This window comes from Tardiphaga robiniae, from assembly GCF_013359755.1.
GTDB lineage: Bacteria > Pseudomonadota > Alphaproteobacteria > Rhizobiales > Xanthobacteraceae > Tardiphaga > Tardiphaga robiniae.
On the sequence record NZ_JABMCJ010000076.1, the window covers coordinates 67,930 to 94,863 of the forward strand.

Annotated in this window: 34 protein-coding genes; 18 read left to right on the top strand and 16 right to left on the bottom strand. The window is 61.8% G+C overall.

From position 1 onward, the window contains the following. The first annotated feature begins 102 nt into the window (after positions 1 to 102). From HP556_RS07755 to HP556_RS07765, 3 genes are all read left to right on the top strand, one after another. Positions 103 to 516 carry a hypothetical protein gene (locus HP556_RS07755; protein WP_175366529.1) on the top strand — a complete coding sequence of 138 codons (414 nt, stop codon included), beginning with the start codon at positions 103 to 105 and terminating at the stop codon, positions 514 to 516. Between the two features lie 72 nt (positions 517 to 588). Beyond that, positions 589 to 888, top strand: coding sequence for a hypothetical protein (locus HP556_RS07760; protein ID WP_175366530.1), 300 nt, complete (start codon positions 589 to 591; stop codon positions 886 to 888). Positions 889 to 1,052: 164 nt separating this feature from the next. Then, a complete protein-coding gene (locus tag HP556_RS07765) occupies positions 1,053 to 1,280 on the top strand; it encodes a hypothetical protein (RefSeq protein WP_175366531.1) in 228 nt (75 codons plus the stop codon). 40 nt (positions 1,281 to 1,320) lie between these two features. On the opposite strand, the gene HP556_RS07770 is transcribed toward HP556_RS07765, so the two are convergent. Beyond that, positions 1,321 to 1,758 (bottom strand): acyl-CoA thioesterase, encoded by a 438-nt coding sequence (locus HP556_RS07770; RefSeq protein ID WP_175366532.1) that lies wholly within the window; start codon positions 1,756 to 1,758, stop codon positions 1,321 to 1,323. Positions 1,759 to 1,862: 104 nt separating this feature from the next. After that, positions 1,863 to 2,180 (bottom strand): hypothetical protein, encoded by a 318-nt coding sequence (locus HP556_RS07775; protein ID WP_175366533.1) that lies wholly within the window; start codon positions 2,178 to 2,180, stop codon positions 1,863 to 1,865. A 295-nt stretch (positions 2,181 to 2,475) separates the two neighbouring features. Here HP556_RS07775 and HP556_RS07780 point away from each other — a divergent pair, with 295 nt between their 5' ends. Then, a complete protein-coding gene (locus tag HP556_RS07780; protein WP_068735723.1) occupies positions 2,476 to 2,685 on the top strand; it encodes a DUF6894 family protein in 210 nt (69 codons plus the stop codon). A gap of 89 nt (positions 2,686 to 2,774) precedes the next feature. Here HP556_RS07780 and HP556_RS07785 read toward each other — a convergent pair whose 3' ends face one another. Together HP556_RS07785 and HP556_RS07790 are read right to left on the bottom strand one after the other, a co-directional pair. Continuing rightward, a complete protein-coding gene (locus HP556_RS07785) occupies positions 2,775 to 3,056 on the bottom strand; it encodes a hypothetical protein (RefSeq protein ID WP_120291323.1) in 282 nt (93 codons plus the stop codon). A gap of 146 nt (positions 3,057 to 3,202) precedes the next feature. Further along, entirely contained in the window at positions 3,203 to 3,496 is a 294-nt protein-coding gene (locus HP556_RS07790) for an HdeA/HdeB family chaperone (RefSeq protein WP_420878655.1), read from the bottom strand. A 226-nt stretch (positions 3,497 to 3,722) separates the two neighbouring features. Here HP556_RS07790 and HP556_RS07795 point away from each other — a divergent pair, with 226 nt between their 5' ends. Beyond that, complete coding sequence (locus HP556_RS07795; RefSeq protein WP_175366534.1) at positions 3,723 to 3,962, top strand: PilZ domain-containing protein; 240 nt, start codon at positions 3,723 to 3,725, stop codon at positions 3,960 to 3,962. A 7-nt stretch (positions 3,963 to 3,969) separates the two neighbouring features. On the opposite strand, the gene HP556_RS07800 is transcribed toward HP556_RS07795, so the two are convergent. Next, on the bottom strand, positions 3,970 to 5,394 hold the full coding sequence (locus HP556_RS07800; RefSeq protein ID WP_175366535.1) for a caspase family protein: 1,425 nt from the start codon (positions 5,392 to 5,394) through the stop codon (positions 3,970 to 3,972). Positions 5,395 to 5,566: 172 nt separating this feature from the next. Beyond that, positions 5,567 to 5,806, bottom strand: a complete 240-nt coding sequence (locus HP556_RS07805) for a hypothetical protein (RefSeq protein WP_089265686.1) — start codon at positions 5,804 to 5,806, stop codon at positions 5,567 to 5,569. A 371-nt stretch (positions 5,807 to 6,177) separates the two neighbouring features. Here HP556_RS07805 and HP556_RS07810 point away from each other — a divergent pair, with 371 nt between their 5' ends. After that, positions 6,178 to 7,332, top strand: a complete 1,155-nt coding sequence (locus HP556_RS07810) for a GNAT family N-acetyltransferase (protein ID WP_246297511.1) — start codon at positions 6,178 to 6,180, stop codon at positions 7,330 to 7,332. A gap of 17 nt (positions 7,333 to 7,349) precedes the next feature. After that, positions 7,350 to 8,294 (top strand): JmjC domain-containing protein, encoded by a 945-nt coding sequence (locus tag HP556_RS07815; protein ID WP_120291327.1) that lies wholly within the window; start codon positions 7,350 to 7,352, stop codon positions 8,292 to 8,294. Between the two features lie 140 nt (positions 8,295 to 8,434). On the opposite strand, the gene HP556_RS07820 is transcribed toward HP556_RS07815, so the two are convergent. Both HP556_RS07820 and HP556_RS07825 read right to left on the bottom strand, forming a co-directional pair. Then, positions 8,435 to 9,100, bottom strand: coding sequence for a DsbA family oxidoreductase (locus HP556_RS07820; RefSeq protein ID WP_175366536.1), 666 nt, complete (start codon positions 9,098 to 9,100; stop codon positions 8,435 to 8,437). Positions 9,101 to 9,163: 63 nt separating this feature from the next. Further along, positions 9,164 to 9,982: a helix-turn-helix domain-containing protein gene (locus HP556_RS07825; RefSeq protein ID WP_175366537.1), complete on the bottom strand. Its 819-nt coding sequence runs from the start codon at positions 9,980 to 9,982 to the stop codon at positions 9,164 to 9,166. Between the two features lie 116 nt (positions 9,983 to 10,098). Between HP556_RS07825 and HP556_RS07830 the strand changes: the two genes are divergently transcribed. Then, positions 10,099 to 10,497: a hypothetical protein gene (locus HP556_RS07830; protein WP_175366538.1), complete on the top strand. Its 399-nt coding sequence runs from the start codon at positions 10,099 to 10,101 to the stop codon at positions 10,495 to 10,497. Here the strand turns inward: HP556_RS07830 and HP556_RS07835 are convergent. Next, positions 10,494 to 11,195, bottom strand: coding sequence for an SET domain-containing protein (locus HP556_RS07835; protein WP_175366539.1), 702 nt, complete (start codon positions 11,193 to 11,195; stop codon positions 10,494 to 10,496). The genes HP556_RS07830 and HP556_RS07835 overlap by 4 nt on opposite strands. 148 nt (positions 11,196 to 11,343) lie before the next feature. Between HP556_RS07835 and HP556_RS07840 the strand changes: the two genes are divergently transcribed. Next, a complete protein-coding gene (locus tag HP556_RS07840; protein ID WP_175366540.1) occupies positions 11,344 to 11,979 on the top strand; it encodes a hypothetical protein in 636 nt (211 codons plus the stop codon). 19 nt (positions 11,980 to 11,998) lie between these two features. On the opposite strand, the gene HP556_RS07845 is transcribed toward HP556_RS07840, so the two are convergent. From HP556_RS07845 to HP556_RS07855, 3 genes are all read right to left on the bottom strand, one after another. Next, a complete protein-coding gene (locus HP556_RS07845) occupies positions 11,999 to 12,949 on the bottom strand; it encodes a tripartite tricarboxylate transporter substrate binding protein (protein ID WP_338117545.1) in 951 nt (316 codons plus the stop codon). A 136-nt stretch (positions 12,950 to 13,085) separates the two neighbouring features. Continuing rightward, on the bottom strand, positions 13,086 to 13,985 hold the full coding sequence (locus HP556_RS07850) for a VOC family protein (RefSeq protein WP_175366541.1): 900 nt from the start codon (positions 13,983 to 13,985) through the stop codon (positions 13,086 to 13,088). Positions 13,986 to 14,025: 40 nt separating this feature from the next. Then, on the bottom strand, positions 14,026 to 15,018 hold the full coding sequence (locus tag HP556_RS07855; RefSeq protein ID WP_175366542.1) for a zinc-dependent alcohol dehydrogenase family protein: 993 nt from the start codon (positions 15,016 to 15,018) through the stop codon (positions 14,026 to 14,028). Between HP556_RS07855 and HP556_RS07860 the strand changes: the two genes are divergently transcribed. From HP556_RS07860 to HP556_RS07870, 3 genes are all read left to right on the top strand, one after another. After that, positions 14,998 to 15,846, top strand: a complete 849-nt coding sequence (locus HP556_RS07860; RefSeq protein ID WP_420878656.1) for a GntR family transcriptional regulator — start codon at positions 14,998 to 15,000, stop codon at positions 15,844 to 15,846. The genes HP556_RS07855 and HP556_RS07860 overlap by 21 nt on opposite strands. 161 nt (positions 15,847 to 16,007) lie before the next feature. Next, complete coding sequence (locus HP556_RS07865) at positions 16,008 to 16,868, top strand: fumarylacetoacetate hydrolase family protein (RefSeq protein WP_175366543.1); 861 nt, start codon at positions 16,008 to 16,010, stop codon at positions 16,866 to 16,868. Between the two features lie 50 nt (positions 16,869 to 16,918). Further along, on the top strand, positions 16,919 to 17,500 hold the full coding sequence (locus HP556_RS07870) for an amino acid synthesis family protein (RefSeq protein ID WP_175366544.1): 582 nt from the start codon (positions 16,919 to 16,921) through the stop codon (positions 17,498 to 17,500). A gap of 51 nt (positions 17,501 to 17,551) precedes the next feature. On the opposite strand, the gene HP556_RS07875 is transcribed toward HP556_RS07870, so the two are convergent. Next, positions 17,552 to 18,292, bottom strand: coding sequence for a TetR/AcrR family transcriptional regulator (locus HP556_RS07875; RefSeq protein WP_246297493.1), 741 nt, complete (start codon positions 18,290 to 18,292; stop codon positions 17,552 to 17,554). Between the two features lie 103 nt (positions 18,293 to 18,395). On the opposite strand from HP556_RS07875, the gene HP556_RS07880 reads away from it, so the two are divergent. From HP556_RS07880 to HP556_RS07895, 4 genes are all read left to right on the top strand, one after another. Continuing rightward, positions 18,396 to 19,799 carry a carotenoid oxygenase family protein gene (locus HP556_RS07880; RefSeq protein WP_175366545.1) on the top strand — a complete coding sequence of 468 codons (1,404 nt, stop codon included), beginning with the start codon at positions 18,396 to 18,398 and terminating at the stop codon, positions 19,797 to 19,799. 227 nt (positions 19,800 to 20,026) lie between these two features. After that, positions 20,027 to 20,350 carry a hypothetical protein gene (locus HP556_RS07885; RefSeq protein ID WP_115029860.1) on the top strand — a complete coding sequence of 108 codons (324 nt, stop codon included), beginning with the start codon at positions 20,027 to 20,029 and terminating at the stop codon, positions 20,348 to 20,350. A gap of 90 nt (positions 20,351 to 20,440) precedes the next feature. Further along, positions 20,441 to 21,016 (top strand): hypothetical protein, encoded by a 576-nt coding sequence (locus HP556_RS07890; protein ID WP_093756607.1) that lies wholly within the window; start codon positions 20,441 to 20,443, stop codon positions 21,014 to 21,016. Positions 21,017 to 21,072: 56 nt separating this feature from the next. Then, the gene (locus HP556_RS07895; RefSeq protein WP_175366546.1) at positions 21,073 to 21,645 is read left to right on the top strand and encodes an inner membrane-spanning protein YciB; all 573 of its coding nucleotides are present in this window, start codon (positions 21,073 to 21,075) and stop codon (positions 21,643 to 21,645) included. Here HP556_RS07895 and HP556_RS07900 read toward each other — a convergent pair. Beyond that, complete coding sequence (locus tag HP556_RS07900; protein ID WP_244527907.1) at positions 21,642 to 22,343, bottom strand: Ig-like domain-containing protein; 702 nt, start codon at positions 22,341 to 22,343, stop codon at positions 21,642 to 21,644. The genes HP556_RS07895 and HP556_RS07900 overlap by 4 nt on opposite strands. A 397-nt stretch (positions 22,344 to 22,740) precedes the next feature. On the opposite strand from HP556_RS07900, the gene HP556_RS07905 reads away from it, so the two are divergent. Further along, the gene (locus HP556_RS07905; RefSeq protein WP_175366547.1) at positions 22,741 to 23,730 is read left to right on the top strand and encodes an SH3 domain-containing protein; all 990 of its coding nucleotides are present in this window, start codon (positions 22,741 to 22,743) and stop codon (positions 23,728 to 23,730) included. 1 nt (position 23,731) lies between these two features. Here HP556_RS07905 and HP556_RS07910 read toward each other — a convergent pair whose 3' ends face one another. Beyond that, positions 23,732 to 24,406: a DUF429 domain-containing protein gene (locus tag HP556_RS07910; RefSeq protein WP_175366548.1), complete on the bottom strand. Its 675-nt coding sequence runs from the start codon at positions 24,404 to 24,406 to the stop codon at positions 23,732 to 23,734. 115 nt (positions 24,407 to 24,521) lie between these two features. Further along, complete coding sequence (locus HP556_RS07915) at positions 24,522 to 26,174, bottom strand: fumarate hydratase (protein WP_089265165.1); 1,653 nt, start codon at positions 26,172 to 26,174, stop codon at positions 24,522 to 24,524. Between the two features lie 201 nt (positions 26,175 to 26,375). Here HP556_RS07915 and HP556_RS07920 point away from each other — a divergent pair, with 201 nt between their 5' ends. Then, positions 26,376 to 26,849 carry a hypothetical protein gene (locus HP556_RS07920; RefSeq protein ID WP_120291358.1) on the top strand — a complete coding sequence of 158 codons (474 nt, stop codon included), beginning with the start codon at positions 26,376 to 26,378 and terminating at the stop codon, positions 26,847 to 26,849. Positions 26,850 to 26,934 lie beyond the last annotated feature (85 nt).

Below are 26,934 nucleotides of genomic sequence, written 5' to 3' on the forward strand. Positions count from 1 at the left end.
TTGGACTAATCGAGCCACTTTTGAACCTTCCTGCACGTTTCCCGCACAACAGGATGTCCGCATCGCTCATGCGTTCAATCCGACATGGGAAGGTCACACGCCGTGAAGACGATCGCACTGCTCTCCGTCGCTGCCCTGTTGCTCGTCGAACTCAGCGGCGCGATGCCCAGGTCGAGCGTGGGTGGCCCGCTGACCATCATGCTGATCATGTTGATCGCCATGCTGGCGGTGGGAATTCATGACGCCTGGACAAAGAAGCGCGGCCCGCTTGGATGGATCGCGAGCATTATCGCGTCGGTCATCGGCGGCTTCGTGGCGGCGAGCCTGGTCGGCGGGGTCATGGACATGATCCGCCCGCACCTGCACCTGAACGGGTCGCTCGTATCCTCACAACATCCTCTGCTCTATATCTCGCTCGCGGGCATGGCGATCCTCACGGTGCTCGGATCATGGATCACGCTGCAGATCCCAGGCTGGCTCGTGAAGCGCAGCGAAGCACCCCGTAGCGGTGCATGAGGCGGATCACCCTTCATTGAACCTTCTTGCAGCTTTCCTGCACAACAGGGGGTGAAGCCAGAGTAAAATCCGATGAACAGAAATCAGCGCATGGTCGTGGTAACAGCACTCTGCGTCATCGCAACCGTGCTGGCATTTACATTTCTCGTGTGGTCACACGGGCACATTTCCAACGCCGCAAAATTTGTCGTCTTCTATACGAACACCGATCCCCATTACCCCAGCCTCGTCAACTATTGGGGCATCTATATTCGGCACGGTCTTGCCGGATATCTGCTCGGTCTGATTGCGCCCATCTGCCTTCTGGCGGTCGCAGCATTCGTTGCCTTGGGCAGGCCTTCATCGGGCGATCTGGGGACGTTGCCAAGGTAAGGCCGCCTCGGGGCGCGGCCTCTTTTGGTCAGTGCAGCGGTTGAACCGGCCGGACGCCCGGGTCACCCCAAGACAGGCAAGTCGGGTCACACAAACTGCGAGTCCGGCACACTCTGGACAGTTCCCTGTCACCACTTTAGAACGCTTCTAGCCAGGGAGCGTGGATGCCCAAGCCAAAGAAAACCGCCGCCGAACTTCAGAAGATCATTCGAGAAGCCGCCGCCATCGCCGGGCCATGGCCCAAGAACATGAGCGTGATCATCTATTCGCTGGATGACAGCTGGCGCGTCATCGTCAGTTACTCGGATCCGGCCCAGACCCCCTTTCGCGACAGGTTGATGGAGATCTGCCGGGGGCTCGCCCATTTCTACGATCTGGACGAGCCAAGCTAGAGTCGCCGGTGCAGCGCACCGGGCCCATGTGACCTGTGCCTTATCCCGCGCGATTCATCTCACGCGTGGCGATCAGATCGCGGATCGGTTGCGCGATCGGCACCGGGCGATGGGTCTTCTGATCGGTATTGACCCAGACGATCTCGCCGGTGGCAAACAGATCGTCGGCTGCGCGCGCGAAGATGCCGAGTTCGAACACCAGACTGGAATTGCCGATTCGCGCCACGCGCGCGGCGACGTCCAGCTCCTGATCGAACAGGATCGGCGCCTTGTATTCGATCACCGATTTGACGACGTGAAAGTCGACGCCGCTCGCCTTGGCATCGGCAAACTGGTCATAGCCGAGCGCACGAAAATATTCGGTGATGGTCGTGTCGAAGTAAGTGAGATAGTGCGCGTTGAACACGACGCCCTGGCCGTCGATCTCGGAATAGCGCACCCGAAACGGGTGGAAGAACCAGAACCGGTCGCGTGACATATGCCCCTCGCCTATGACGGCGGCTTCGTTCTCCGCCCTGATGCTCCCCTAGCCTCTCTTGCACGGCGAAGCCAGCCGCCGCGGGGGAGACGTCATGCCGCAACTCAGCTCCGCTTGATTGCTTTCAGCACAATGAAGATGTGCGACGCGGCGATGATCACCGACGCCAGCATGAGTCCGAGATTGGCGCCGTGAACCTTCTCCGGTGCGAAGGTCGTCGCCGTCCAGATGATCAGGCGCACCATCAGCATGAAGACGACCATGCCCCACAGTGCAATCCGCTTCGGCGCATCCCATGTCGGCTTGCCGTCGAAGCCCCACTGCATCGCAACGCGCTCACCTGCAATCCGCGGCTCGCCATATAGGTTGCACCCGATCATCACGGCCAGAGCACACGCAAATACGATATCGGCCGACGACATGATGGCCCCTATGTGAAACTGCGGCCGGATGACGCCTGCATCTCACCTAATCATACCGCAACGATCTATGGCGCCCGATACCATGGCCGCCTTCGATGACGACCCAGAGATGCATCACGGTTCCGAAAGCGGATCCCTGCACGAGAACTGCCTGCCAAAAAAAACCGTTTATTTGCCGCAAATTTTGCACATTTCTATCGACGCACGGAACAAGTTGGTTTAGCGGTATCATTGTCTTACAGCAACCTCAGGTGCTGCAAGCCATTTACACGCGCGCCAGATGTGGTCGTTTCCCGTGCCTCGATTTTTCTTTCATATTATCGCCGAAAACACGTTCCTCGACGATGAAGGGACGAGCTTCAAGGACGATCAGGAAGCGATGCTGCACGCACGTCAGCTTGCATCGGAGATGGTGCGCAGTATCGGCGTCGTGAAGGGCGCGATCGTCGTCGAGAACGAAGACAGCGGCGGATTGTTCGAAGTGCCGCTGTCCTGGAGCAACTGACACAGGCGCATATGTCAGTGGCCGCGCGCGGGCTTCAGTCCATTTGCGCGCCGGCGGCACGGGCCGCCGATGCCACGGTCATCACCTGATCAATTCGCAGCGCTGCCGGTCTTGGTGCGCGGCTGTTTCGCGGGTGCAGCCGCCTTCGGCGCATCGCTGCGCACATTGCCCCATGGATCGGCCGCGGCCTTGGTGTCGGGAATCTTGCGCAGCGACTCGCGATACGCCTTCTCGGTGATCGCGTCCTGCTCCTTCTCCTCCGCCGACTTGGACTTCACCTCCGGCATCAGGTTCATCATCTGCGCGGCGGCCGGGCCGGTCAAAAGCGCGAGCACTGCGACGACGCTGAATAGTTTGCTGGATCGTTTCATGGCACCAAAGCTCCGTGAATTTCGGAGGCGTTATACCACTGGCCATTCGGGCACGCCAAGCGCCTGACGCAAGGCACCCCGTCGTGCCTCACGCAGGTTGAAACCTTCGGAAACCGGGAAACCCGGGCGCTGGCCCGGACTGGAGCCTAGTCGCCCAGCACCTTCTCCGCGGCCGTCACGATGCTGATGGTCGGGTGCGCCGCGCAATAGGTACCGAATTTCTTGGCGTTCTCGACGAACACCTCGGTGTCGATGATCGCATCGTCCGAGTCGCCCTTGTACCAGCCGTCCATCCAGGTCAGCACCATCTTGATCTCGTCGGGGCCGGATTCGACGAATTGCTTGCAGGACATGGTGGACAGATCGAGCACGACAGCCTGGGCCGGCGCGGCAGAGAACATGGCAGCGACAGTCAGAAACGCGCAGGCGAATTTCATCATGGTCCCCTTCCCCGAAAATGACGCCGGCCGATGGTTGGCTGAGCGTCCAACGGCCCGACGGTATCATGGAGTTCATTTCCTTGATTTGATATTTTTATGAAATCTTCTGATCCTCCAGAACTTCACGAAGGATGAACAGGCGGGTCCGGATTTCCAGGATCGGCTTTATCGGCCGGCAAGATCGCGGTGCTAGACGTGGCGCATGCAGACGATGCGGACGACAACCATGATCGAGAAACGAACGGCTCCACGACACCGGGTTCTGAAGCGCGGCACGCTGGCCTTTGGCGGCGGCGGTATCGATTGCACCGTCCGCAACCTCTCGGCCTCCGGCGCGCGGGTCGATATCGCAAGCCCGCTCGGCCTGCCGCAAAATTTCATGCTGGTGATCGAGGCGGATCACTTCATCCGCCGCTGCCGGCCGGTCTGGAATAACGACCGCCAGCTTGGCGTGGCGTTCGAGTAGGTGCCCGTCAGTAGCGCCCGCGGCCGCCATAGTTGCCGCCGCCGTAACCGCCATAGCCTCCACCGCCGTAATAGACGCGCGGTACCGGCTCGTAATAAACCGGCGGCGCACGGCGGATAATGACCTCTTCCTCGACGATCTCACGGCTGCGCCGCGGCGGTGGCGATGGCTTGTCAGCACGCTTCTTCGTGGGCTCGGTGGCTTTCTCGGCCTTTTTCGATGCAGGCGCTGCTGCGGGCGGCGCACCGCACGGGCATGTCGGGCCCGGTCCGGCCAATGCGACATTGGTCGGCGCGTTCGCTACCGCACCCGGTACCGGCTTGTTGCGCGTGCGCTCCTCGAGCTTCTGCGCGGTCGATGTCAGATCGCTGTCGGGATATTTCGCCAGGAAGTCGCGATAGGACGGCGCGGTGTTGGTGATGACGGCGTTATTCCACGCCACCATCTTGTAGTGACGGTCGAGCCATTCTTTCGCCTGCGGGCCGAGCGGCGGCTCGGCATAGAGGCCGACAAAGGCCTCATAGGCTTCCACCGAACCGTCCGACACGATCAGGTTGTTGGCGTCCTGCACCGGCTTGCCCTGCAGCTCCTTGCGCCATTGATCGACGGTCTTCTTGGTCACGGCGGGCTTGGCGCCGGCATCAGTGCCAAAGAAGCGAAAGTCATTGACCAGCGATGAGCTCTCCCACGGCGTCTGACGACCTTCGGTGGCCTGATTGACCGACAGCCGCACGCGCTTGAACGCATCCTCGATCGGCAGGCCCGGCTCGCGGCCGGCCTTCAGCAGCGCCGTCGTATAGGGGCTGTTGCCGTCCTTGCCGTCTTCGGCTTCGGCGCCCGGCGACGTGGAGAATGACAGCAGCGTGCCGGGCGTGCCGAATTTCACGTCGACCTGGGCGAGCCCGCGGCCGGTGGTCTTGCTGATGGCTGGAAACGGATTGTTGCGGCAGGCATCGAGCAGGATGATGCGGCTCTTGCTCGGTACGGATGTCAGCGTGTTCAGGATGTCGTTGAGGCGCACCGCCTGCAGTGGAATATCGGCTTCGCGCTTCGGATCGATATCGACCGGCACCAGATAATTCTCGCCGTCGATCTGCAGACCGTGGCCGGCATAGAACATCAGCGCCACCGTGTCGGGCCCCTTGGTGGAGACAGCGGCGGCGAAGCTGGCGATCCTGGCGCGCAAATCGTTCTGCGACAGATCCGCGGCCGACTGCACCTCAAAGCCGGCATCGCCGAGCATCTGCGCCATGGCCTTGGCGTCATTGACCGGATTGGGGAGCGGCGCGATGGACCGATAGGAGGATTGCCCGATCACCAGCGCCAGGCGGCTCTCGGCCAAAGCGGCTGTTGAGCCGAGAAGAACGGCGCTCTGCGAGCCGAGCATCACCACGGCTGCAACGATCGCGCTGCGAATGACAGGACGAACCATCGAACACTCTCCCCGGCCAAGCCGGTTTGCGCGACGGATAATTCCCGCCTGATTCAAATGAAATCAGGATGGCCGTCCGCCAATAATGCGACGGCCTGCCGCTGCCCAATTTGGTCGCTGTCAACGCAAGCGCGGTTCACGGGAACCGCGTGCGACATGTGCTGCCCGACGATTACTTTTTCTTCGCTGCCGTTGCGGGCGCGGGAGCTGGCGCGACGCCGCCCCACGGATCGTATTTTTCCTTGGGAGTCGGAACGCGTTCCAAGGCGGCCTTGTAGGCCTTCTCGTCGATCTTCGGCTTTTCGGGCGCGGGCGCATGATCGCTGCCGCCGCGTTTGCCGCCGCCCACCTGTGCGTTCGCCGGCGCAGCCAGAAGCGCCACTGCCGCGATCGCCAATACCAATGCTCGCATCATGGGTCCCTCCGGCGCCTTGATAGCCTGACGTAGAGGCCATTTTCCAGCCCCAACATGGCGAGGCCGCGACCATCGACCGCAGGTCCGCCCGTCCGCGGAAACGCGCGAATACTCCGGCACCCGTCACCCCGGCCGGCCCATATCCACTGAAAACACAGGCTTTTCAGCGACCGTTTGGTGAACGATCGGTTGCACATTCCCGTCAAATTTCGTGTCCGGAAAAACCGGATCTTGGAATGTTTCTCCTAATCTCGGCAGACAGCAATGGAGAAGCGGCCTGCGCCGCCTTCCTTGCGACGGGGATCGGGGACGTGGTCGACATTGCAAACCCAGCCGGCATGCATGACAGCAGAGCAACGGGCGCCGGGATGACCGCGGCGAACCGCCCAGCGTCTGCGCCCGATGCGCTTGCGCCGCTCGCGGCAATCGCGCCCGAGCCATGGCGCGCGCTCGCGCAGCAGGCCGTCGAGCCGAACGGCTATTACCTCGCCGACTGGGAACTGGCCGTCAATGCATCCGCGCGCTGCCGCACCGATGTCGCCGCGCTCAGCGCCTGGATGAGCGACACCGGAACGCCCCGCTTGATCGGGCTGCTGCCGGTAATCACCGCGCGCCGCGCCTATCGCATTCCTCTCCCCGCACTGGTGAGTGCCGATCCCTATGGCACGCTGTCCACGCCGCTGCTCGATCGCGACATGGCGCCGGACGCCGTCACGCGCCTGCTGGAACAGGCCCGCAAGGCCGGCGCTCATGCGCTGATCCTCGAAAACATCTCGCTCGACGGCGCCGCAATGCAGACGATCCGCAAGTCGCTCGCCATGCAGGATCTTGTGCCGCGCATCCTGCAATCCCACGCCCGCGCCTACCTTGATGCCACGCGCGATGCCGATGACCTACTGCGCGATGCGCTCGGCGCGAAGAAGCTGAAAGAACTGCGCCGCCAGCGCAATCGTCTCGCCGAACATGGCGGCGTGACTTTCCATGTCGCGCGTACGCCGGCCGAAATCGCGGCGACCATCGACACCTTCCTGACGCTGGAAGCAAGCGGATGGAAGGGCAAACGCGGCACCGCCCTGATGCAGGATGCCGGCGACAATGCCTTCATCCGCAGCGCCACCAAGGCGCTCGCCGAACACGGCCAATGCGAGATCGTCACGCTGCGCGCCGGCGACACACCGGTCGCTTCCGGCGTGCTGCTCAGGCATCTCGATCGTGCCTTCTACTTCAAGCTCGGCGTCGACGAGCGCTTCGCCAAACTGTCCCCCGGCGTGCAACTCACGCTCGACGTGACGCGGCATCTCTGCGCCGATCCCGTGATTGCGAGCGCCGACTCCACGGCCAATGCCGGTCACCCGATGATCGACCCGATCTGGCGCGGCCGCCTTGCCATCGGCGACGTGCTGATTCCGCTGCGCAAACACGACCCGCTCGTCTCACTCATCCACGGCGCGCTGACCCTGCGTCGCTCCATCCGCGAGCCACTGCGACGCGTGGCCCGCTCCCTCCGCAACCGCCTCCGCTAGATATCAGGGGTTCAACCATGAACGCAGCTACTGACGTCGCGCCGGTGATCTCGGCCGCCAATCAATCGCTCAAGAACGATTTTCCGCTGAAGCCGTTCGCCATCAAGCACAAGCTCGCCGGACATCCGCTGCTGACGCTGCAGCGTATCGCGCAGCTCGCATCCGAACTGCCGCGCGATCTCATCGAATACAATTCGGGCAAGGTCGCGATCAGCCAGGACCCCGACGCGATCCCGTCGGTGGATCTCGATCCCGTTGAGGTGGTCAATCGTATCGAGACCGCTGGTGCATGGATGGTGCTGAAGCGGATCGAGAACTCGCCCGAGTATCGTCAACTGCTCGAAGACACGCTGCTGTCGGTGGCGCGCGCCCGCGGCTTCAACAGCCTGCTCGATGCCGGCTTCGAACAGCTCGAAGGCTTCCTGTTCGTGTCGTCGCCGAATTCGACCACGCCGTTCCATCTCGACAGCGAGGATAACTTCTTCGTCCAGATCCACGGCGAGAAGTTCTTCACGATCTATGACAACAAAGACCGCGCGATCGTCTCCGACGACGAGATCGAGCGTTCGATGACCAAGCACCGCAACCTCAAATTCGACGACAGCTTCGCGCCGCGCGCCGTTGAGTTTCACATGTTCGATGGCGACGGCTGCTACGTGCCTTATCAGTGGCCGCACTGGGTGCGCACCGCCGGTTCGTTCTCGATCTCGATGGCAATCACCTGGAAGACCAAAGAAGTGCGCCGGGTCAACGACCTGCACTTCTTCAATTCGATGCTGCGTGGTGTCGGCTTCCCGCAGCAGCCGCCGGGCCGGCAGCCGGTGCTGGATATGCTGAAGCTCGCTTTCTACCGGACCGTGACCACGGCGATCAAACCGCTGCGCAGCTCGCTGGCGATGCGCAAAGTTCTGCGCCGCATCGCGCTCGGCAAGAAGGCGAACTACTATCTGAAGGGCGCGTAAGGCTCAAAGCTCGTCGGTCGGGATCTCGGCGAGCTACGTAGCCCGCATGAGCGCAGCGATATGCGGGGCACATCGGCAACATTCCCGGATATCGCTACGCTCATCCGGGCTACATGCTGAAGGACACGTAAGCGCGCGCCCTACTCTGCCGCCTCCGCGTTCACTTCCGCCGAGACCTGACGGATCGCACGCGCAAGTTTTTCGGCATCCTGCGCACCGGATACCGCATATTTTCCGGCGAACACGAAAGTCGGCACGCCGGAGATGCCTTTGTCCGCGGCTTCCTTGGCGTTGCCGGAAATCAGTTCGACATCCTCGTCGGTGGCGAGGCGCTTGCGGATATCGTCCGCATCGAGTCCGACATCGGCCGCCGCCTGGACCAGCGTCTCGCTTTGGGTGAGGTCGCCGCCGTCGCGGAAATACAATTCCATCAGACGCTGCTTGACCTCGGCCGACTTGCCGGAGGCTTCGGCCCAATGGATCAGCCGGTGGCAATCGATGGTGTTCGGCTGGCGCTTCACGCTGTCCGGCCGGTAGGTCAGGCCCTCCTGCTCGGCCGCATCGACGACACGGCCGGCAATGCCTTTGTAGGCTTCGACCGAACCGAATTTGGTCTCCAGATAGGTCGAGCGATCGATGCCCTCGCGCGGGATCCACGGATTAAGGAAGAACGGCCGCCAATTGACATGCACCGGCACGTCGGGGACCAACGCCAGCGCATTCTCGATGCGGCGCTTGCCGATATAGCACCACGGACACACGACGTCGGAGACGATATCGATCTGAAGCGGCTTGATGGTGCTCATGGGCGGGCTCCCTGTATTTGTTCCGCCCACAAATAGGCGTCGTGGACATCGCGGACAAGGCCGTTAGTTCCCGTTTGAAGCGATCTCCCGGAGCCTGTTCGCCGTGACGTCATCCGCCGGAAAGAACGTCTCGATGGCGATTTCCGACAGGGTGATATCCAGCGGCGTACCGAAGGTCATGGTCGTCGACATGAAGCTCAGCACATCGTCGCCGAGCTTCATGCGGAATGGCACCACGACGCTGTCAGCCGCGATCGGCGCCGACCGCGCCGGCACCGGATAGGTCTTTAATTCCTGATACAATTTGATCAGTTCCGGATCGGCGGTCGCCTCGCATTGTCGATGCAGGCGTTCCAGCAGATGCGCGCACCATTCGCCGAGATTGACGGTGCGCGAGGCCAACGCCTCCGGATGAAAGCTCAGCCGCAGCACGTTGAAGGGCTGCCCGAGCAAGCGCGGCGCGATGCCTTCCAGCAGCGGCATCACCATTCGGTTGGCCGCGACCAGATTCCAGTGCCGATCGACCGCCAGCGCCGGATTGGGCTCATGGGCCTTCAGCACGAGGTCAATGGCCTGTCGCGCTGAATTCAGCGCGGGATCGTCCAGCGCCCGCTGCGGAAAGGCCGGTGCGAAGCCAGCAGCCACCAGCAAGACATTGCGCTCGCGCAGCGGCACGTCGAGCCGCTCGGCCAGCCGCAACACCATCTCGCGCGAGGGCGAGGCGCGGCCGGTCTCCAGGAAACTCAGATGACGCGTGGAAATCTCGGCATCGCCGGCCAGATCCAGCTGGCTCAGGCGGCGGCGCTGCCGCCATTCGCGCAAATGATGGCCGATCCCGGCGGGCCGGGATGTTGCGGAGGACGCTGCAAGCTGTGTGTTCATGGCAAAAAGCTAACACGCGAATTTCGCAGCTTCCATGACCTCACAGGTAATCGATTTGGCTCCGCCGCGCCGTCATGGTCGGGACATCCACAACGACCAACCGAAGGACAACGACCATGATCAATCCCTCTCTCCTGCTCCGCCGCGCCATCCAGATCGACGCCATCGTTAGCGGCGCCATGGCGCTGCTGCTGACCTTTGCCACGGGCCTGCTGGCGCCCCTACTGCATCTGCCTGAAGCACTGCTGCTGGAATCCGGCCTGTTTCTGATCGCCTATGCGGCGCTGGTCGGCTGGCTCGGCACCCGCGCGACCATGCCGAAGCTGCTGGTGCTGGTGATCATCATCGGCAATGCGCTGTGGACTCTGGGCAGCATCGGCCTGCTGTTTTCGGGCGCGGTGACGCCGAACCTGCTCGGCCAGATCTTCGTGGCCGCGCAGGCGATCGCAGTCGGTGTGTTTGCGGAGCTGCAATATATCGGGCTGCGCCGGAGCGCAGCGGCACAGGCAGCTTAAGCCGCCTTGCTCCTGACCTTGCCGGCCTTTGCCCTGCTAGCCTTGGCCGACCTGGATTTAGCCGACTTGGCCTTAACAGACTTGGCCTTGGTCGCTGCGGAGGTCTTCTTCGCGGCGGTCTTGGTCGTTTTGGCTTTGCCCGAAGCCGCTTTGCCCGAAGACTTGGCCTTCTTGGCCTTATCTTTGGCCCTCTTGGCCTTCGCCTTTTCTTCCTTCTTCAGCGCCTTGCGCTCGGCCTTCTCCTTGGCCTTGAGCTTCTCGGCACGTGCCTCGGCGCGCTTCTTCTTGCGCTTCTTCTCGCAGGAATCGCACTTGCAGCCGATCGGCTTCAGGTATTCCTTGAAATACTCCGTGCCGTAATCGTAGTTGATCTCTTCGCCCGGCTCGATCTTCTTGATCGAGCGGATGATGATCTTCTTCTTCGCCGCATTGACGTCGGACTCAGCGTTCGGCTTGCAGGCGTGGTTGATATAGCGCGCGATGTTCTTGCGGATCGAACCATCGACGGTCCAGCGCTTGCTGATCTGGAACAGATACTTGTTCTCGATCGCGTCGTGCTTCTCGTTCTTCGAATCCAGCAGGGGCCCGAAGTATTGGACGATCTTGACGCCCTTCTTGATCGGCTGAGTGGCGAAAAGACCGAGACCGGTTTTGGAACGGCCGATGCGATATGGCTTGGCGGAAGTCGAGGCGGGCATGGGATGAGGAACTGACGCTGCTGGAGACAAAATGAAGGCTGACCAAGCTGTCTAGCGCGATTCAACCAGCCCTGTCAGCCGCTTCCGTTGAACCTTCCCCAGCTTGTGAACGTCAAAGCAGCACCTTTCCCGTGCTGGATGCCCTTGAATGCCCCGCCTGCCCGCCCTCGCCGCCGCCCTAACGATCCTGCTTGGCGCCACGTCGCTCGCCGCAGCCGACAATATCGGCAGCCTCTACAGCTCCGTGGCCGACAGGGATTGCCGCGGCGTCTCCAACTTCAAGATCGATGGCGACGACTATGCGCGAGAACAGGTCTGCAAGGGCCCCGCAGGCCTCGTCGTGTTCAAGAACGAAGATGACCTCCGCGAAACCATTTCGGCCGGCACCACGGCTGCGGCCGCCAACAGCGAGCCCGCAGCGTCGCAGGGCTTCGGCCCGTTCAATTCGACGACCAATACCATCGAATGGCGCACCATCGCCGGCAAACCATTCGCCATGATCCAGCGCTGGCACATCGCCGACAACGACGATCCCGAGAAAAATGGCCGGCCAAAATCCAAGCAGATGTTGGTGGTGACGCGCCTGCCGCCCGGCGCCGTGTGCCATGTCGCCTATGTCGACGTGACGGCCAATCCGCAGGCCAATGAGCTGGCCCGCAAGGCGGCCGACGAACTTGCCCGCGGCTTCGATTGCAACACGGGCAAGATCAGCGTGATCGGCATCGGCGGCCGGGCTACGGCACTGGCGATGGCATCGCGCAATATCCCGGGCCCGGCCAAGTAGGTTCAGATCGATCGCGCGGTCAAAGCTTCGGTATTTTCGCCGCGTCGATCACTGCCGTCCATCGCGCGATTTCCGACGTGACCAATTCACGCATTTCCGGCGGCGTGCTTCCCCGCACCTCGCCACCGATCGCCGCTTCCAGCCGCGCCCTGATCCCCGGGTCGGCCAGAGACTTCAGAACGGCCGCGTTGAGTTGGGCGATGATCCCTGGCGGAGTGCCCTTCGGCGCCAGCAGCCCGGCCCACGTCCTGACATCGAACCCCTTCAGACCTGCCTCGCCGGCCGATGGAACATTCGGCAGCAAAGCACTCCGGGTCGATGATGTGACGGCGAGGCCGCGCACCGCACCACTCTCGATCTGTGGCGCAACAAGCACGCTAGTGCCAACGATCAGGGGCACATCGCCCGCGAGCAACGCGGTAATCGCCTGAGAGTCGCCGCGGTAGGGCACGTGCAACACGTCGATGCCGGCTGCTGCTTTCAACAATTCGCCAGCAAGGTGATGCGTGCTGCCGAAGCCGACCGATCCGAAGCTCAACGATCCCGGCTTGGCCTTGGCGAGCGCGATGAGCTCTCCCAGCGTCTTTGCTTCATAGTCGCTGCGGGTAGCGACGACGAGCGCGTAATAGACGATCGTGGAGATCATCTCGAAACTATCGACGGGTTGATAGGACAGCGATTTGTAAAGTCCTGCAGAAATCGCATGGCCTCCGGTTACAAGGCCGAGCGTGTATCCGTCAGGCGCAGCCTTGGCGACCGCGTCCGATGCGAGATTGCCGCCTGCGCCAGGCTTCGCTTCGACGATGACGGTCTCATTAAGCTGTTTCGCCAGCCCGTCGGCAACGACGCGAGAGAGCGTGTCCGCCGCCCCACCCGATGCGAAACCGTGCACGATCCGAATGACACGATTTGGGTAGGCTTGCGCTGAGGCGCCAGGCACGTCGATCGATGAGACTATAAATACAGACACCGCGAGGCATGCGAGAACTTTGCCCCGAATAGATTTCGACAGCTGGCTCATTATTTCCTCCCCTTTTATTTCTTCAGCACTGATCGCCGAGGTGCCGATCTGTCGCTTCATCGCGGCGACTTTGTCGGCAGCGATGTCATGTCGCCTTGCGTTTGAACTCCGCGAGCTCCGGCGATGGAGCCGGCCCCCAGATATCTCGGGGGAGACCTACCCAGACCTTGGGGCGCTGCGGACGATCCCGGTGCCACGGGCGTGGTTCGAAATAGCCGAGATCTTCATCGATCATCTGATCGAGATCGAAGAACAGTTCGATGAGATGGCCATCGGGGTCGCGGTGATAGATCGCGACATTGTGGCCCGGGCCATGACGAACCGGTCCCCACAGGATCTGCATCTTCTTGCGCCCGAGCAGGTCGCAGGCGCGATGCATGTGCGAGGCATCACGGAGCTCGAACGCCGCGTGATGCAATCGCCGACCCGGGCCGCGCGCGAAATTGACGGAGTGATGATCGACACCACACCGCATGAAGACGAAGGCGTCCTCGATCCAGTCCGACACCCGGAAATTCAGCACGTCACCATAAAATTTCGACGCCTTCAGCGGGTCTTGCGTGTAGAGCGCGATATGGCCGAGGCGGTCGGCTGCAATGCCGCCGACAGGCTGCTCCGCGACAGCGAATGTCGGCCCCGCAAGCAGCTCGATCTCCATTTCCTCGAAGTCGCGGAACAGCACCGAACGGGACACGCCAGGAAGCGGATCGGACTGGATCTCAGCCGCAATTCCAGCGCGCGACAGTGTAGCCACCAGGTCGGCGAAATCCAGATCGAGCGCCACTTCGAAGGTCAATCGCCGACAGGCCGCCTGATCGCCACGCTGCAGGACGACGGCGAGTTCATCCGAGTCGGTGGCCAGCGATGCGCGACTAGCGTCACGCGTCACCACACCGAGTCCGACCACCGCTTGATAGTAGTCGATCTGCCTGTCGATATCAGGCGTAACGAACGTCACATGCCTGATGCGTTTTACCTTGATCATGTGGTCCTCCGTATCTCGTTCCAGACCGATAGCCGTTCGCCTACGGGGTCATGATGATCTTGCCGAGCGCGCCCCCGGACTCCAGCAGCGTGTGCGCCTGCCGGACCTCGGATAATTTCAGCCGTGCCGAGATTGCGGGCTTGATCTCCCCGCGCCCAAGCAGCGAGATCAACTTCCCCATGATGGCGCGGCGCGCATCGCGGTCATGATCGTAGATGTGAAAGGAGAAACAGCGGATAGCCGGACAGACGTCGAGATACTTCCGCATCTCTCCCATCAAGTTTTCTTCGGGAAGGCCGGCGAAGGCGTTGTAGGAGACCAGCGTCCCCCATTTGCCGAGCACGCCAAGATAGGAGACGAATTCGGGACCGCAAACATGGTCGAGCACGAGGCCGACGCCGCTCCCCCCGGTCAATTCGCGCGTCCGCGCGACGACGTCCTCGTCACGATAGAAGATCACGTGGTCGGCGCCGTTGGATTTGGCGAACCGGGCTTTTTCGGGGGTGCTGACCGTACCGATCACCGTCATGCCTGCCAGCTTCGCCAATTGCACGATCGACGTACCGACGCCGCCCGCAGCACCAATCACAAGCACACTGCCAGCGGGATTACGCCCACCGCATTCATGGAGCAGCGCCCAGGCCACTTGATAGTTGGCAAGACAGACGGCGTCCTGAAGATCGACGGCATCAGGCAACAGATGAATGGCATCGGCCGGCGCCACCACATATTCGGCGTAACAGCCGCCGCGCTGTGACAGATCGCGGGCGCTCAGCAAAACCTTCTGCCCGACCGAGATACCGACAACACCGTGACCGACCGCGGAGATGCGCCCGGCGACATCATTCCCCGGATTGGCCGGTAGTGGCGGCATCCACTTGTAAACGCCGCGCCGGATCAAGGCGTCCGGCTGGCCGACGCCAAAAGCCTCCGCCTTGATCTGCACCTCTTTCGGGCCCGGAGCCGGAATGGCGACATCGACATAATCGAGCGCGTCGGGACCACCGGGACGATGAACCAGCACAGCCTTCATGAATCCACCCTGCAGAAGATATTTTCGAAAATATGTCCTATTACGAAAATTATTGCAATAGCGGTCATGCGCCGGCATTCTGCAACCAGCCGGCACCATCAGCCGGCGGAATCTGAGGTCCATTCCATGACTGCTTCGGCCGTCAAATCGCGCAAAGAATTCGGCAAAACACTCGCAGTCGATATCACGCACCGACTGCGTCAGGATATCGTCGCTTGCCGGCTCAAGCCTGGCGAACCGCTAAAATTCGATGCCTTGAAGCTCGCTTTCGGCGCAAGCTTCACGACGCTGCGCGAGGCGCTGACGTCGCTGACGGCGGACGGCCTGGTCGTTGCCGAGGAGCAGCGTGGCTTTCGCGTGGCGCCCGTTACGAGCGACGACCTGATCGACATCACCCAGACCCGGATCCTGATCGAGATCGAACTGCTCAGCCGCTCCATCGCAAATGGCGGAGATGACTGGGAAATAGCGGTTATGTCGACCCTGCACAGGCTGGGACGCATTGAGGAAAGGCTTCCCGGTAATCACGTCGAGAATCCGGAATGGCAGATCGCCCACCGCCAGTTTCACGAGGCGCTGGTGTCGTGCGGGCGCTCCCCGACGTTGTTCGGCATTCGGGCTTCGCTGTTCGAGCGCGCCGAACGCTATCGAAACCTGTCCGCCATGTTTCGCCCCCAACCACGCGACAAGGTCGGTGAGCATCGCGCCATCATGCAGGCCGCGATTGCCCGCGATACGGCACTGGCCACGTCCCTGATCGACCGGCACATCCGCAGCACCTCCGACAATGTCGTGAAATACGCGTCTCATCTGCTGACTGAATCCTGAGACGGGATCGCCGGCTAGTCGGCGAAGAAACCGACCGTGCGCCCCACGTCACACGTGGAAAGCGCCGTCAGGCCTCGTTAGCCCTCTTGCCAGACATTATTTTCGAAAATATAATCCACTTACGAAATTTTGATATCCAGGATTAACGGAAAGGCCTCATCATGAAGCTCTTGTCTTTCAGCCATCAGCAGCGCGAGAGCTGGGGAGCCGTCGTCAACGACGCGATCGTCGATCTCGGCAAGGCACTCCCGCACTATCCGACGCTCGCCGATTTCATCGCCAGCCCCGACTTCGCCAAGCGCGACCAGATTGTTGACGGACACAAGCCGGACCTGAAGCTCTCGGACATCAGCTACCTGCCGGTGATCCCCCGCCCCGAAAAGATCGTCTGCGCGGTGCGCAACTATCTCGACCACCACAAGGAAGCGGTGGCTCATGGCATGGACCGTCAGATCACCGAATTCCCGCCGATCTTTCTGCGGGTCTGGCGCTCACAGGTTGGCCACAACCAGCCGGTGATCCGACCGAAGGTCTCCACGCATCTGGACTGGGAGGGTGAACTCGCCGTCGTGATCGGAAAGGGCGGTCGACACATTCCCGAGAGCGAAGCCATGGATCACATCGCGGGCTATTCGATTTATAACGACGTCAGCGTCCGCGATTATCAGCGACACGCACAGCAGATCGCGGCCGGCAAGAATTTCGTCGGCACCGGACCGTTCGGCCCGTGGCTGGTGACGACCGATGAAGTCAGCGATCCCACCAAGCTCAAGCTCGAAACCCGCGTGAATGGTGACGTCGTCCAATCCTCGGACACATCCTTTTTGATCTTCTCGATTCCCCGGCTGATCAACTATGCGTCGGAAATCTTCGACCTCGTCCCGGGTGACGTCATTGCAACGGGAACGCCTGCCGGCGTCGGCTTTACGCGGAAGCCTCCGATCTTCCTGAAGGCCGGCGACGTCGTCGAAGTCGAAATCGAGAAGCTCGGCATCCTCAGCAATCCCGTCATCGACGAGTAGTCAGCGGACGGCTTCCTCACAACGCTCGCAAAACACGGACTGGGTCAGCCATGACATCCTATGACATTCGCAAGACCCAGATTTCCGTCGAGACGGTCTGGCACGAACGTGGGCCGCGTCTCTCGCAGCCGCTCCATGTCGGCACGGCGCTTGCGATTATCCGCAATCCTTTTGCTGGTCGATACGAGCCGGACCTGATGGCCTTCCAGGCCGAACTACGCGAACTTGGACGCAAACTTGCGGCCGAACTCGTTCAGGCGCTTGGCGGCAAGGACAAGATCGAAGCCTACGGCAAGGGAATGATCGTGGGCGACGACGGCGAGCTTGAGCACGCGGCGGTGTGGCATGAAGCCGGCGGCTGGGCGATGCGCGAGATTCTCGGCCAGCCCAAGGCCATCGTGCCGGCTGCGAAGACCGTCGGCGGAATCGGCACACGACTGATGGTGCCGCTGGGCCATATCGAAGCGGCCTATGTCCGCAGTCATTTCAACACTGCTGAAATGACCATCTGGGATGGCCCGCGCCGCGACGAGATCGCCTTCGGCCTGGTGATGGCCACCGGCGGAAGACCGCATGCACGTATTGGCGGGCTGGCCGCGTCCGATATCTCGGTGCATGACGGACAGCGATAGCTACCGCAAACAGCGCCTGCACACGACGCAGGCGCTTCGCAAAGAGTTTCGCTACTTCGGCGTCTCCATCGCCCTGGCGACGGTGATCTTCAGCATCTCGACGAACAGCTTCTCTGCGTCGGTGCCATCGGGTAAGCGGCGCAGGATGTCAGTGAGGCGGCCATCGAGGGTCAGCATGGTGAAACCATGCACCAGCGACCATGTCCGCGCGATCTGTGCGGCCTGCTCGATGGTCAGCGCATCGGTCGCGACATTGCCCGGATGATGTGCACCGACCACGCTGGCAAGACCGGCGAAGGATGCATTGGCTGCCTCGCGCAGATTCGGCCGCGTCATGTCGAGCCGCTCGGTACGAAACATCAGTTGATACATGCCGGGCTGCGCACGTGCATAAGCGAGATAGGCCTTGGCGCGGGCGAGCGCGCTTTCGAGCGGCGTCGTGCCGCTCGCACCAGCTGCAGTCATTGTGGCGTTGAAGTTGCGAAAGCCGATAGCGGCGAGTTCGCTGACGAGGCCGGTGAGATCGCCGAAGTGATGCGTCGGAGCCGCATGCGAGACGCCGGCTTCGCGGGCGACGGCGCGCAGCGTCAGGCCAGATAGTCCATCGCGCTCCAGCACGATTTCCGCGGCTTTCAGCAGCGCGCCGTGCAAGTCCCCGTGATGATAGGGAGATTCGGCGCCGGCGGTTTTTTTAGCCGCGCCCTTGGCTTGCGAAATTCCTGCGACCTTCTTGCGGCGGTCTTGCGGAACGGCGCGCGGTTTCGCGGTCTTGGCCTGCTTCGTCATGGTCATGTTATAGGTCGTCATTTTTACACTGTAAAGATTTTGCTTGACGGGCCGACCGCTCACATCTAGCAATCTAGACAACGTAAAGATAACAGCATGGGAGACAACGATGGCGCTGCTGGACCCGATCGAGGCTGCTCATGACAATCTTGCGCCGATCCCGATGGAGTGTGACGCGCCATTCCTGACAGTCGTCGGCGAATTGCCACGTGAGCTCAACGGCACGCTCTACCGCAACGGCCCCAATCCTCAATTCGAAACCAAAGGCTCGCACTGGTTTGTCGGTGACGGCATGCTGCATGCCTTTCACATAGAGAACGGCCGCGCGAGCTATCGCAATCGCTGGATCCACACGCCGAAATTTCTCGCTGAGCACGATGCCGGCCGCGCGCTCTATCGCGGCTTCGGCCAGAAAATGCCGGATGCCCCCGCTTCACTTGGCAATGACTCAGGCGCGGCCAATACCAACATCGTCTTTCATGCCGGCCGCCTGCTCGCGCTGGAGGAAGGCCATGCGCCAACCGAGATCGAACCGGGCACGCTGAAGACGCTCGGCTATCAGAACTATAGCGGGCGCATTGGCGGGCCGTTCACCGCGCATCCGAAGATCGATCCCGTTACCGGAGAGATGACCTTCTTCGGCTACAATGCCCGGGGAATCTTTAGTCCGACGATCTCGTTCGGCGCAATCGATTCATCGGGCATCGTCACGCGCTTCGAACGTTTCGATGCGCCCTATGCCAGCATGGTGCATGACTTCATCGTCACCGAGAACCACCTGCTGTTTCCGATCCTGCCCATCACCGGCAGCATGGATCGCGCCCGGTCTGGTCGTTCGCCCTATGCGTGGGAGCCGGACAAGGGCTCTTATGTCGGCGTGATGAAGCGCGGCGGCAGTGCGGATGATATCAAGTGGTTTCGCGCCGAAGCCTGCTACGTCTTCCATGTGATGAATGCGTGGGAGGAAGGCGACCGCATCATCGCCGACGTCATGCAGTCCGAGGAAGCGCCGCTGTTCACGCATCCCGACGGCTCGCCGACAGATCCTGCGAAATCCAATGCCCGGCTGTGTCGCTGGACCTTCGATCTGGCAGCCAATACTGATCGCTTCACCCGCACCTATCTCGACGACGTCACCGGCGAATTCCCGCGCATCGACGAACGGCGTTCGGGCCTTGTGAGTACGCAAGGCTGGTACGCCTGCGATAATCCGGCGCCGGGAGCCAGCAGCGCATTTTCAGGCCTCGTGCATGTTGGACGCGGAGGCGCGCGGCTGGCGCAATACATGCTGCCGCTCGGCGACAGCATTTCGGAGCCGGTCTTCGTCGCGCGCGGCAAGAATGCAGCCGAAGGCGATGGTTGGCTGCTTGCGGTGGTGTGGCGCGCCCGGCAGAACCGCAGCGATCTGGCAGTGTTCAATGCCACCGATGTCGCCGCGGGGCCGATCGCTCTCGTCCAGCTCGGTCACCGGGTACCAGCAGGCTTTCACGGCAACTGGGTTAATTCCTTCTAAACCATTGATCCAATGACAGTTAAAGATCTCGCCTCACATAATTTTGACAGTGTAAAGATTTTTGTTGACGAGCCCGCGGGCAAGGCCTAGAAGAAATCTTGACAACGTAAAGATGGAGCGACAGGAAAACAGCGTGGCCTCCTTTCTCATGATCGGCGCGGCTGCCATCGCCTCCTGAAGCACAACGACAAAGTACTCATTCGACAACAAGCGCGCGGAACCACGCCATGATCAACGTCCTCGCCAAGCTGGCCATCGGCTTCCTTTCCACCATCGCCTTTTTCACGACCTTTGCGGTCGCAGGAGACGTGCTGATCGCGACTGCCGTCGCCATCGCAAGCGCTGCTACGCAGTTCGTTCTCGCACGAACCGCATATCGCAGGCCGGACATGATGACCCGGACAGCAAGCTGGGGCAGCCTGGCCCTCGTGCTGGTTGTGACCGGGACCACGCTCGTCGGTATCGAACCATCCGGCGCGGCCGCCTCGGCCTCTCATGACGTTTTCACGCCGGTCGGCAATGTCTGCCCGCTCTCACAACAAGACATATGATCGCAGGATAATGAGCAGCGACACGACGACCTCGTAGGCGAGCCTGCAACTCATCTTCACAACGTCAAGATAGCCCGAACTGGAAACGCCATGGCTTCCTTTCTCATCATCGCCCCGTTCGGTGCTTTCGCCATCCTGATGATGGTGTCATCGGTCGCGATCAGCCTCTTCGCCGCAGCCGCGCTGTCGCTCGGCATCGTGGTCTGGGACGTGATCCGCGGCGGCTCGCTGAAGATGCTTGCAGCAGGCTCGGTGCTGATTTTCAGCGCGCTCGGCTGCTACATCACGCTGGTCGACGGCAATTGGAGCGCGGTGGCCGTCCGCCTCGCCGTCGATGTCGGCCTGCTCTCAATCGTGCTGCTGTCGCTGGCGATCCGCCTGCCCTTCACGCTGCAATATGCCCGCGAGATGGTCGACGCCGAAACCTCGAAGCTGCCCGGCTTCATGAAGGCGAACTACATCCTCACCTGGGCCTGGGCCGGCGCATTTGTGCTGATGCTGGTGGCGGACATGCTGATCATCTACATGCCCTCGCTGCCACTGTGGATCGGCTTTGCGGTGGCCTTTGCCGCGCGCAACTCTGCCGTTGCCTTCACCAAATGGTACCCACAGTATCGTCGCGCGAAATATGGTGCAGTGAAACCGGCTGAACCGCTGAAGCCCTGATCCATTTCGCCTGCAAATCGACGCCTGACCATCTCGACTGCATTGGGAGCACTGCGATGAAGGACGTATTCGCTAAACTTGGCCAGGATTTCTTCTCCACCATCGTCTTCCTGGTGCTCTACCTCGTCACCGGTGACGTCCTGCTGGCGACCTGCGTGGCGATTGCGGGTGCCGTCGCACAGTTTGTCTATGCCCGCATCAAGGGCTCGAGGCTTGATGTAATGACCTATGCCAGTCTCGCGCTGGTGGTGGTCCTCGGCGGCGCGACGTTGCTGACCAAGGATCCGCGCTTCGTGCTGGCCAAGCCCAGCATCGGGCATTTCGCCATCGGTGCGATCATGCTGCGCAAGGGCTGGATGCTGCGCTACCTGCCACCTATCGTCAGCGAGACGATCCCTGAATATGTGACCGCTGCGGGCTATGCCTGGGCCGCGCTGATGTTCGCGCTTGGCGCCGGTGTCATCGCTGTGGCCATGACCGGCGATATGAAGCTGTGGGCGTTCTATGTGTCGGTCGTAGCCATTGGCGCCAAGGTGCTGGCCTTCGCGATCCAGTATGTCGTGTTCCGGGTGATCGTCGGCCGCAAGCTTCGCGCAGCTGCAGCGACGGCGCCGCAGATGGGCGCCTAGTCGCTCGTACGCAACAGCGAGCTTCGCAAACGGGCTACTCCGACATCCACCGTCAGCGGCGGCGATGCCGCGGGCGCATGAACCGTGTCGCCCTCATATTCAGCCGTGATCCAGCGCGTGCCATCCGCCAGCGCCGAGGTGGTGAACGACGCCGTGCCGGCGCGATCGAGGCCGACATGGGTCGCAAGAACCTGCTCGCCATCGCGAAAGGTGACGGCACCTTTCGGAATGCCAACACCGCCGGCAATCGCGGCCGTCAACGTGACCACCGCTCCAGACGGACAAGGATTCTCGGACGACGACAGCGCCACCGCCGGCATGACGCGTATGGTTTCCTCCACCACCGCGGATTGGCTCGGCTGCACCACGACGGGCAGATAGTTGGACGTCCCCATATAATCCGCACGGAAGCGATGCGGACCCGGCGGCAGTCGCTGGACCACCAGCGACGGATGGGCCACATCGACCCAGCCAAGCACCATGAGCGTCGTCTCATCGACAAAGCGGACGATGCCGCCCGGGACGCCCCCACCGCGTTCACTGGTCACGGACGCCGTCAGTGTCGTGCGGCCGGCTACATCGATGGATGATGCCAGCGTGGTCCGGGTCAGTTCGGAGTGAATGATGGATTGGGCGCGGGCCGCGGCCGGACTTGCGAGCATAACTGCAGTGACGACGACCAGATGAAAATTGTTCACCTGTTACACTCCGGTTTGCCACCCCTGGGATGAGGCGCGCGGCCGGCGAAAAGGTTCAACGCAAAACCGGATGCGGAGAGGCCGCATGCCGATGTGAACAATTCGTCACAGATACTGATAAAATATGATCCCGTTGACGGCACTGGCTGCGGCCAACAACGTCACCACCGTCGCATTCAGCTTCAGAGCATCCAACATGGCGCGGCCTCGAATTCATCTGCAGTCTGTTCGCTATTGGAACAGCGCCGCCTGAGTCGTCACCGCTTTTCTTTTTCCTCCGCATCCTTGCGAGTCACCGGAGAATCGAGTCCCGCGCACAGATCGAAATTCAGCGGGGTTGCTGCAAGCCTGAGTCGCGTTTTGTCGAACCAAATCGCTGGTGCCGCGACACAAAACCATGACCCGAATCGCCATCCTGATCGCCGGCCTCATCACCGCCGGCACCGCCTTTGCGCAACCCGTGACGCCGCCGCCGGAGCTGCTATCGCAGGAGACACCGGAGTGGTTTGCGAGCGCCCGTGCCTTCGTGCCGCCGGACCGCGTGGCCGGTCAGGCGTTTCATGTCGACATGTCCGATCCGCAAGCGCCGGTCGGATATGTCGCGACCTATCCAGCCGGTGCTAACGATCCCAAGACAGCGGCAAGCGCCTTCGATGCCGGTGAGATGCTGGTCGCAAAACTCGTGCGCAGAGACGGCAAGCTGACCACCCTGTCAGCTGAGCTACGCCCGCGTGACGTCACGCTGAACAGCAACATCCCGCGTGTACTGAGCGCCGCGCATGACGATGCGGAATATCGCCAACTCCACGCCGAATTGCTGAAGACGCGCGGCACGCTGCCGGATGGCGCCGTTCCCTGCGATATCCATGGCTGGTCAACCGAGCGCGATCCCAACGGATTGAACGTGCGCGCCGGGCCATCGACGAAGGCCAAGGTGCTCGGCACACTGCCGCCGCCCTACAAATTCAAGAGCAAAGGTGAGAACGTGCCTGACGGAGGCTGGCTGACGGAATTTTCCATCATCGGCTTCAAGGATGGCTGGTTCCTGATCGAAGGCGCAACGCCGCCCGGGAAGGACTACGAAGACGCGAGCGTCTATCCGCGCAATCATCCAAAACCCTATGGCGGCCGCGGCTGGGTCTCAGCCAGCAAGGTCGGCGCGCAATATGCCAATGGCGACACGCGGATGGGCGGACTGTTCCAGGCGCCGCATGTGGACGCGCAGTGGACGCCGGCCAAAGGCGAAGGTGGCAGCGAGATCAGCGCCGACGGTGGCCCTAAGCGCGTTCTCGCCTGCAGCGGCTTCTGGGCGCTGGTGGAAAGCCACGACGGCGTCCGCGGCTGGTGGCGACGGCTATGCTCGAGCCAGGTGACGAATTGCAGTTGAGCTAAAACCAGATTTGCTGTGGCACGCCCAGCACATCGCGCGGTGCATTGCCTTCCGGCAGACAGCCCACGCAATCGCGCGCGGCCAGCGCCACCGCACAGGCATCGAGCACATCATCCCGCTTTGCGCCGGTGCGCGTGCGCCTGGCAGTGAGCCAGTCGTCAAGGTCGCTGAAGCCATTCGCCAGCAACAGATGACGGCGGAGCGCCAGCCCCTCCTCAGTGTGTTTGGACGGCAGCGGTTGATTGTCGTTCAGGCGGAGAAAGACAAGTTCGGGATGGGCTTCGCGGATATCGAGATCGCGCTGTTCCCGCACGAAGCCGTCGACCTCCATGATCTTCGGCCCGAGATGCCAGAGCTGGCGTGAGACTTTCTTCTGCCCGCGCCTCTCGGCCTCCGCGTTGGCGAGGTCAGGATCGGTGAAGTCCTGCCACAGCCAGCGACGTCCGCCGGAGAATACGCGCGAACCGTGGGGGCTGAGCTTCCTGCGCGCCAGCTGATCGCAGCACCGCACGCCGTCATCGCCGAGGCCGATGGGAATATCGATGGCCGCACGGGCAAAGCGCTGCGTCGTGAGCCAGGAAATGTCGCTGATAAAATCGATGGAGCGGTGGTCGCCGTCGAGTGTGACGGCGACCCAGCCTTTGCTGAAGCCATCGAGGCCAATGAAGGTCACGACATCCTCTCAGCCGTCATTGCGAGGAGCATCTTGCGACGAAGCAATCCAGTCTTCGCTTGTAGCTTTCTAGATTGCTTCGCTGCGCTCGCAATGACGCCAAGAGGTCGCAGCATCAACCGAGGTTCAATTCCTTGAAGAAGTCGTTGCCCTTGTCATCGATAATGATGAAGGCCGGGAAATCCACGACGTCGATGCGCCAGATCGCTTCCATGCCGAGTTCGGGATACTCGACCACCTCGACCTTCTTGATGCAGTGTTCGGCGAGGTTGGCCGCCGAGCCGCCGATCGAGCCGAGATAGAAGCCGCCATGCTTCTTGCAGGCCTCGCGCACCGCAACGGCGCGATTGCCCTTGGCAACCATCACCATCGAACCGCCCGCCGCCTGGAACTGGTCGACGAAGCTATCCATGCGGCCGGCCGTGGTCGGGCCGAATGCGCCGGAGGCATAGCCTTCCGGGGTCTTGGCGGGGCCGGCGTAATAGACCGGGTGGTTCTTGAAGTAATCCGGCAGCGGCTCGCCCTTCTCAAGGCGATCGCGCAGCTTGGCATGCGCCGAGTCGCGCGCGACGATCATGGTGCCGGTCAGCGACAGGCGCGTCTTGGTTGGGTAGTTCGACAGCGTCGCCAGAATGTCCTTCATCGGCTGGTTGAGATCGATCTTCACGACCTCGCCGCCGAGCGCCTGCTCCACCTGCGGCAGATACTGCGCGGGGTTATGTTCGAGCTCTTCGAGATAGACACCGTCCTTGGTGATCTTGCCGAGCACCTGGCGATCCGCCGAGCACGACACGCCGAGGCCGATGGGCAGCGACGCGCCGTGGCGCGGCAGGCGGATGACGCGAACGTCGTGGCAGAAGTACTTGCCGCCGAACTGCGCGCCGACGCCGGACGACTGCGTCATCTTGAGGATTTCCTGCTCCATCTCGAGATCGCGGAAGGCGTTGCCATCCGGCGAGCCTTGGGTCGGCAGCGCGTCGAGATAGCGGGCCGAAGCGAGCTTCACGGTCTTCATGCAGAGCTCAGCGGAGGTGCCGCCGATGACGATAGCGAGGTGATACGGCGGGCACGCAGCGGTGCCCAGCGTCATGATCTTTTCTTTGAGGAAGGCGAGCAGACGATCCTTGGTCAGCACGGAGGGCGTCGCCTGGAACAGGAAGCTCTTGTTGGCAGAGCCGCCGCCCTTGGCCATGAACATGAACTTGTAGGCGTCATCGCCCTCGGCATAGATCTCGCACTGCGCCGGCATGTTGTTGGCGGTGTTCTTCTCTTCATACATGGTCAGCGGCGCGACCTGCGAATAGCGCAGGTTGCGGCGCAGATAGGCGTCGCGGGCGCCTTCCGAGAGTGCCGCCTCATCGTCGCCATCGGTGATGACGTTGCAGCCCTTCTTGCCCATGATGATTGCGGTGCCGGTGTCCTGGCACATCGGCAGCACGCCGCCGGCGGCGATGTTCGCATTCTTGAGGAAGTCGAAGGCCACGAATTTGTCATTCGGGCTGGCTTCGCTGTCGTCCAGGATGTTGCGCAGCTGCTGCAGATGGCCGGGGCGCAGATAGTGGTTGATGTCGCCGAACGCGGCCTCCGAGAGCGCCTTCAGCGCATCCCGCGACACCACCAGCATGTCCCTACCCAGCACTTTCTCGACCCGCACGCCCTCGGTGGTGACCTTCTTGTAGGGGGTGGTGTCTGCGCCCAGCGGAAACAGCGGGGTGTGCTTGTAGGGCGGGACGGGCTTCGGATCAGGGAAAGCGGTGGGAGCGTTCATGGATGGGGCCTCAAAAAGGGAGGGAATTTGAGGCCCTTGTAGGCGGTTTCCGGACAGTTTTGAAGGGTTCAAAACAGGGGGACAGGCCCGCAATCGCGGGGATAATCCCCCTGTTCCAGCAGTAACCGGCTGCGCCCGCCGCGCCTTGCATAAAGTGGCGTCCCGCGTTTCAGTGCGACCGGGGATTGAGGAGAATCTGGAATGTCCATCGACCGCCTGCGCGGCATTTTTTCGGCTGTGGTACTGCTCGCCACCATAACCCTTGCCGCTTCGCCTGCCCGCGCCGACCGTTGCGATGATCTCGCGCGGCAGCTCAAGAGCCAGATCGACGGGCTCAGCGTCGGGCGCACCGCAGCCAATGTGATCTACCTGTCGCATCCGGCGGCGAAGCAGTTGCGACTTGGCTGCGCCAGCCGCAATTTCAGCAACGAGCTCTATGCGGCGTCCGCGACCCGCAAGCCGGCGCCAGCCTTCACCGATCTCGTCGCCAGTGCGGCAGCCGTCATCTTCACGATTCCCAAGCCGGATACGGTGAAGGGCACCACGCGATGTCTCGGCCGTATGGGGATTTTCCGCGGCGACGACGTGAAGCTGCGCTATCGCCGGCTCGACCTGCGCTGCACCCGCAACAAAACATCGGCGAACATCACGATCTCCCGCGGCAAGGACGAATGAGGAATTCGTTTCAATTGTAGTGAAGTCCTGGACGGCGCGTTTACCACCGTTTCCGATCCGCCCCGATTGTTGCAAATTGCGGCGC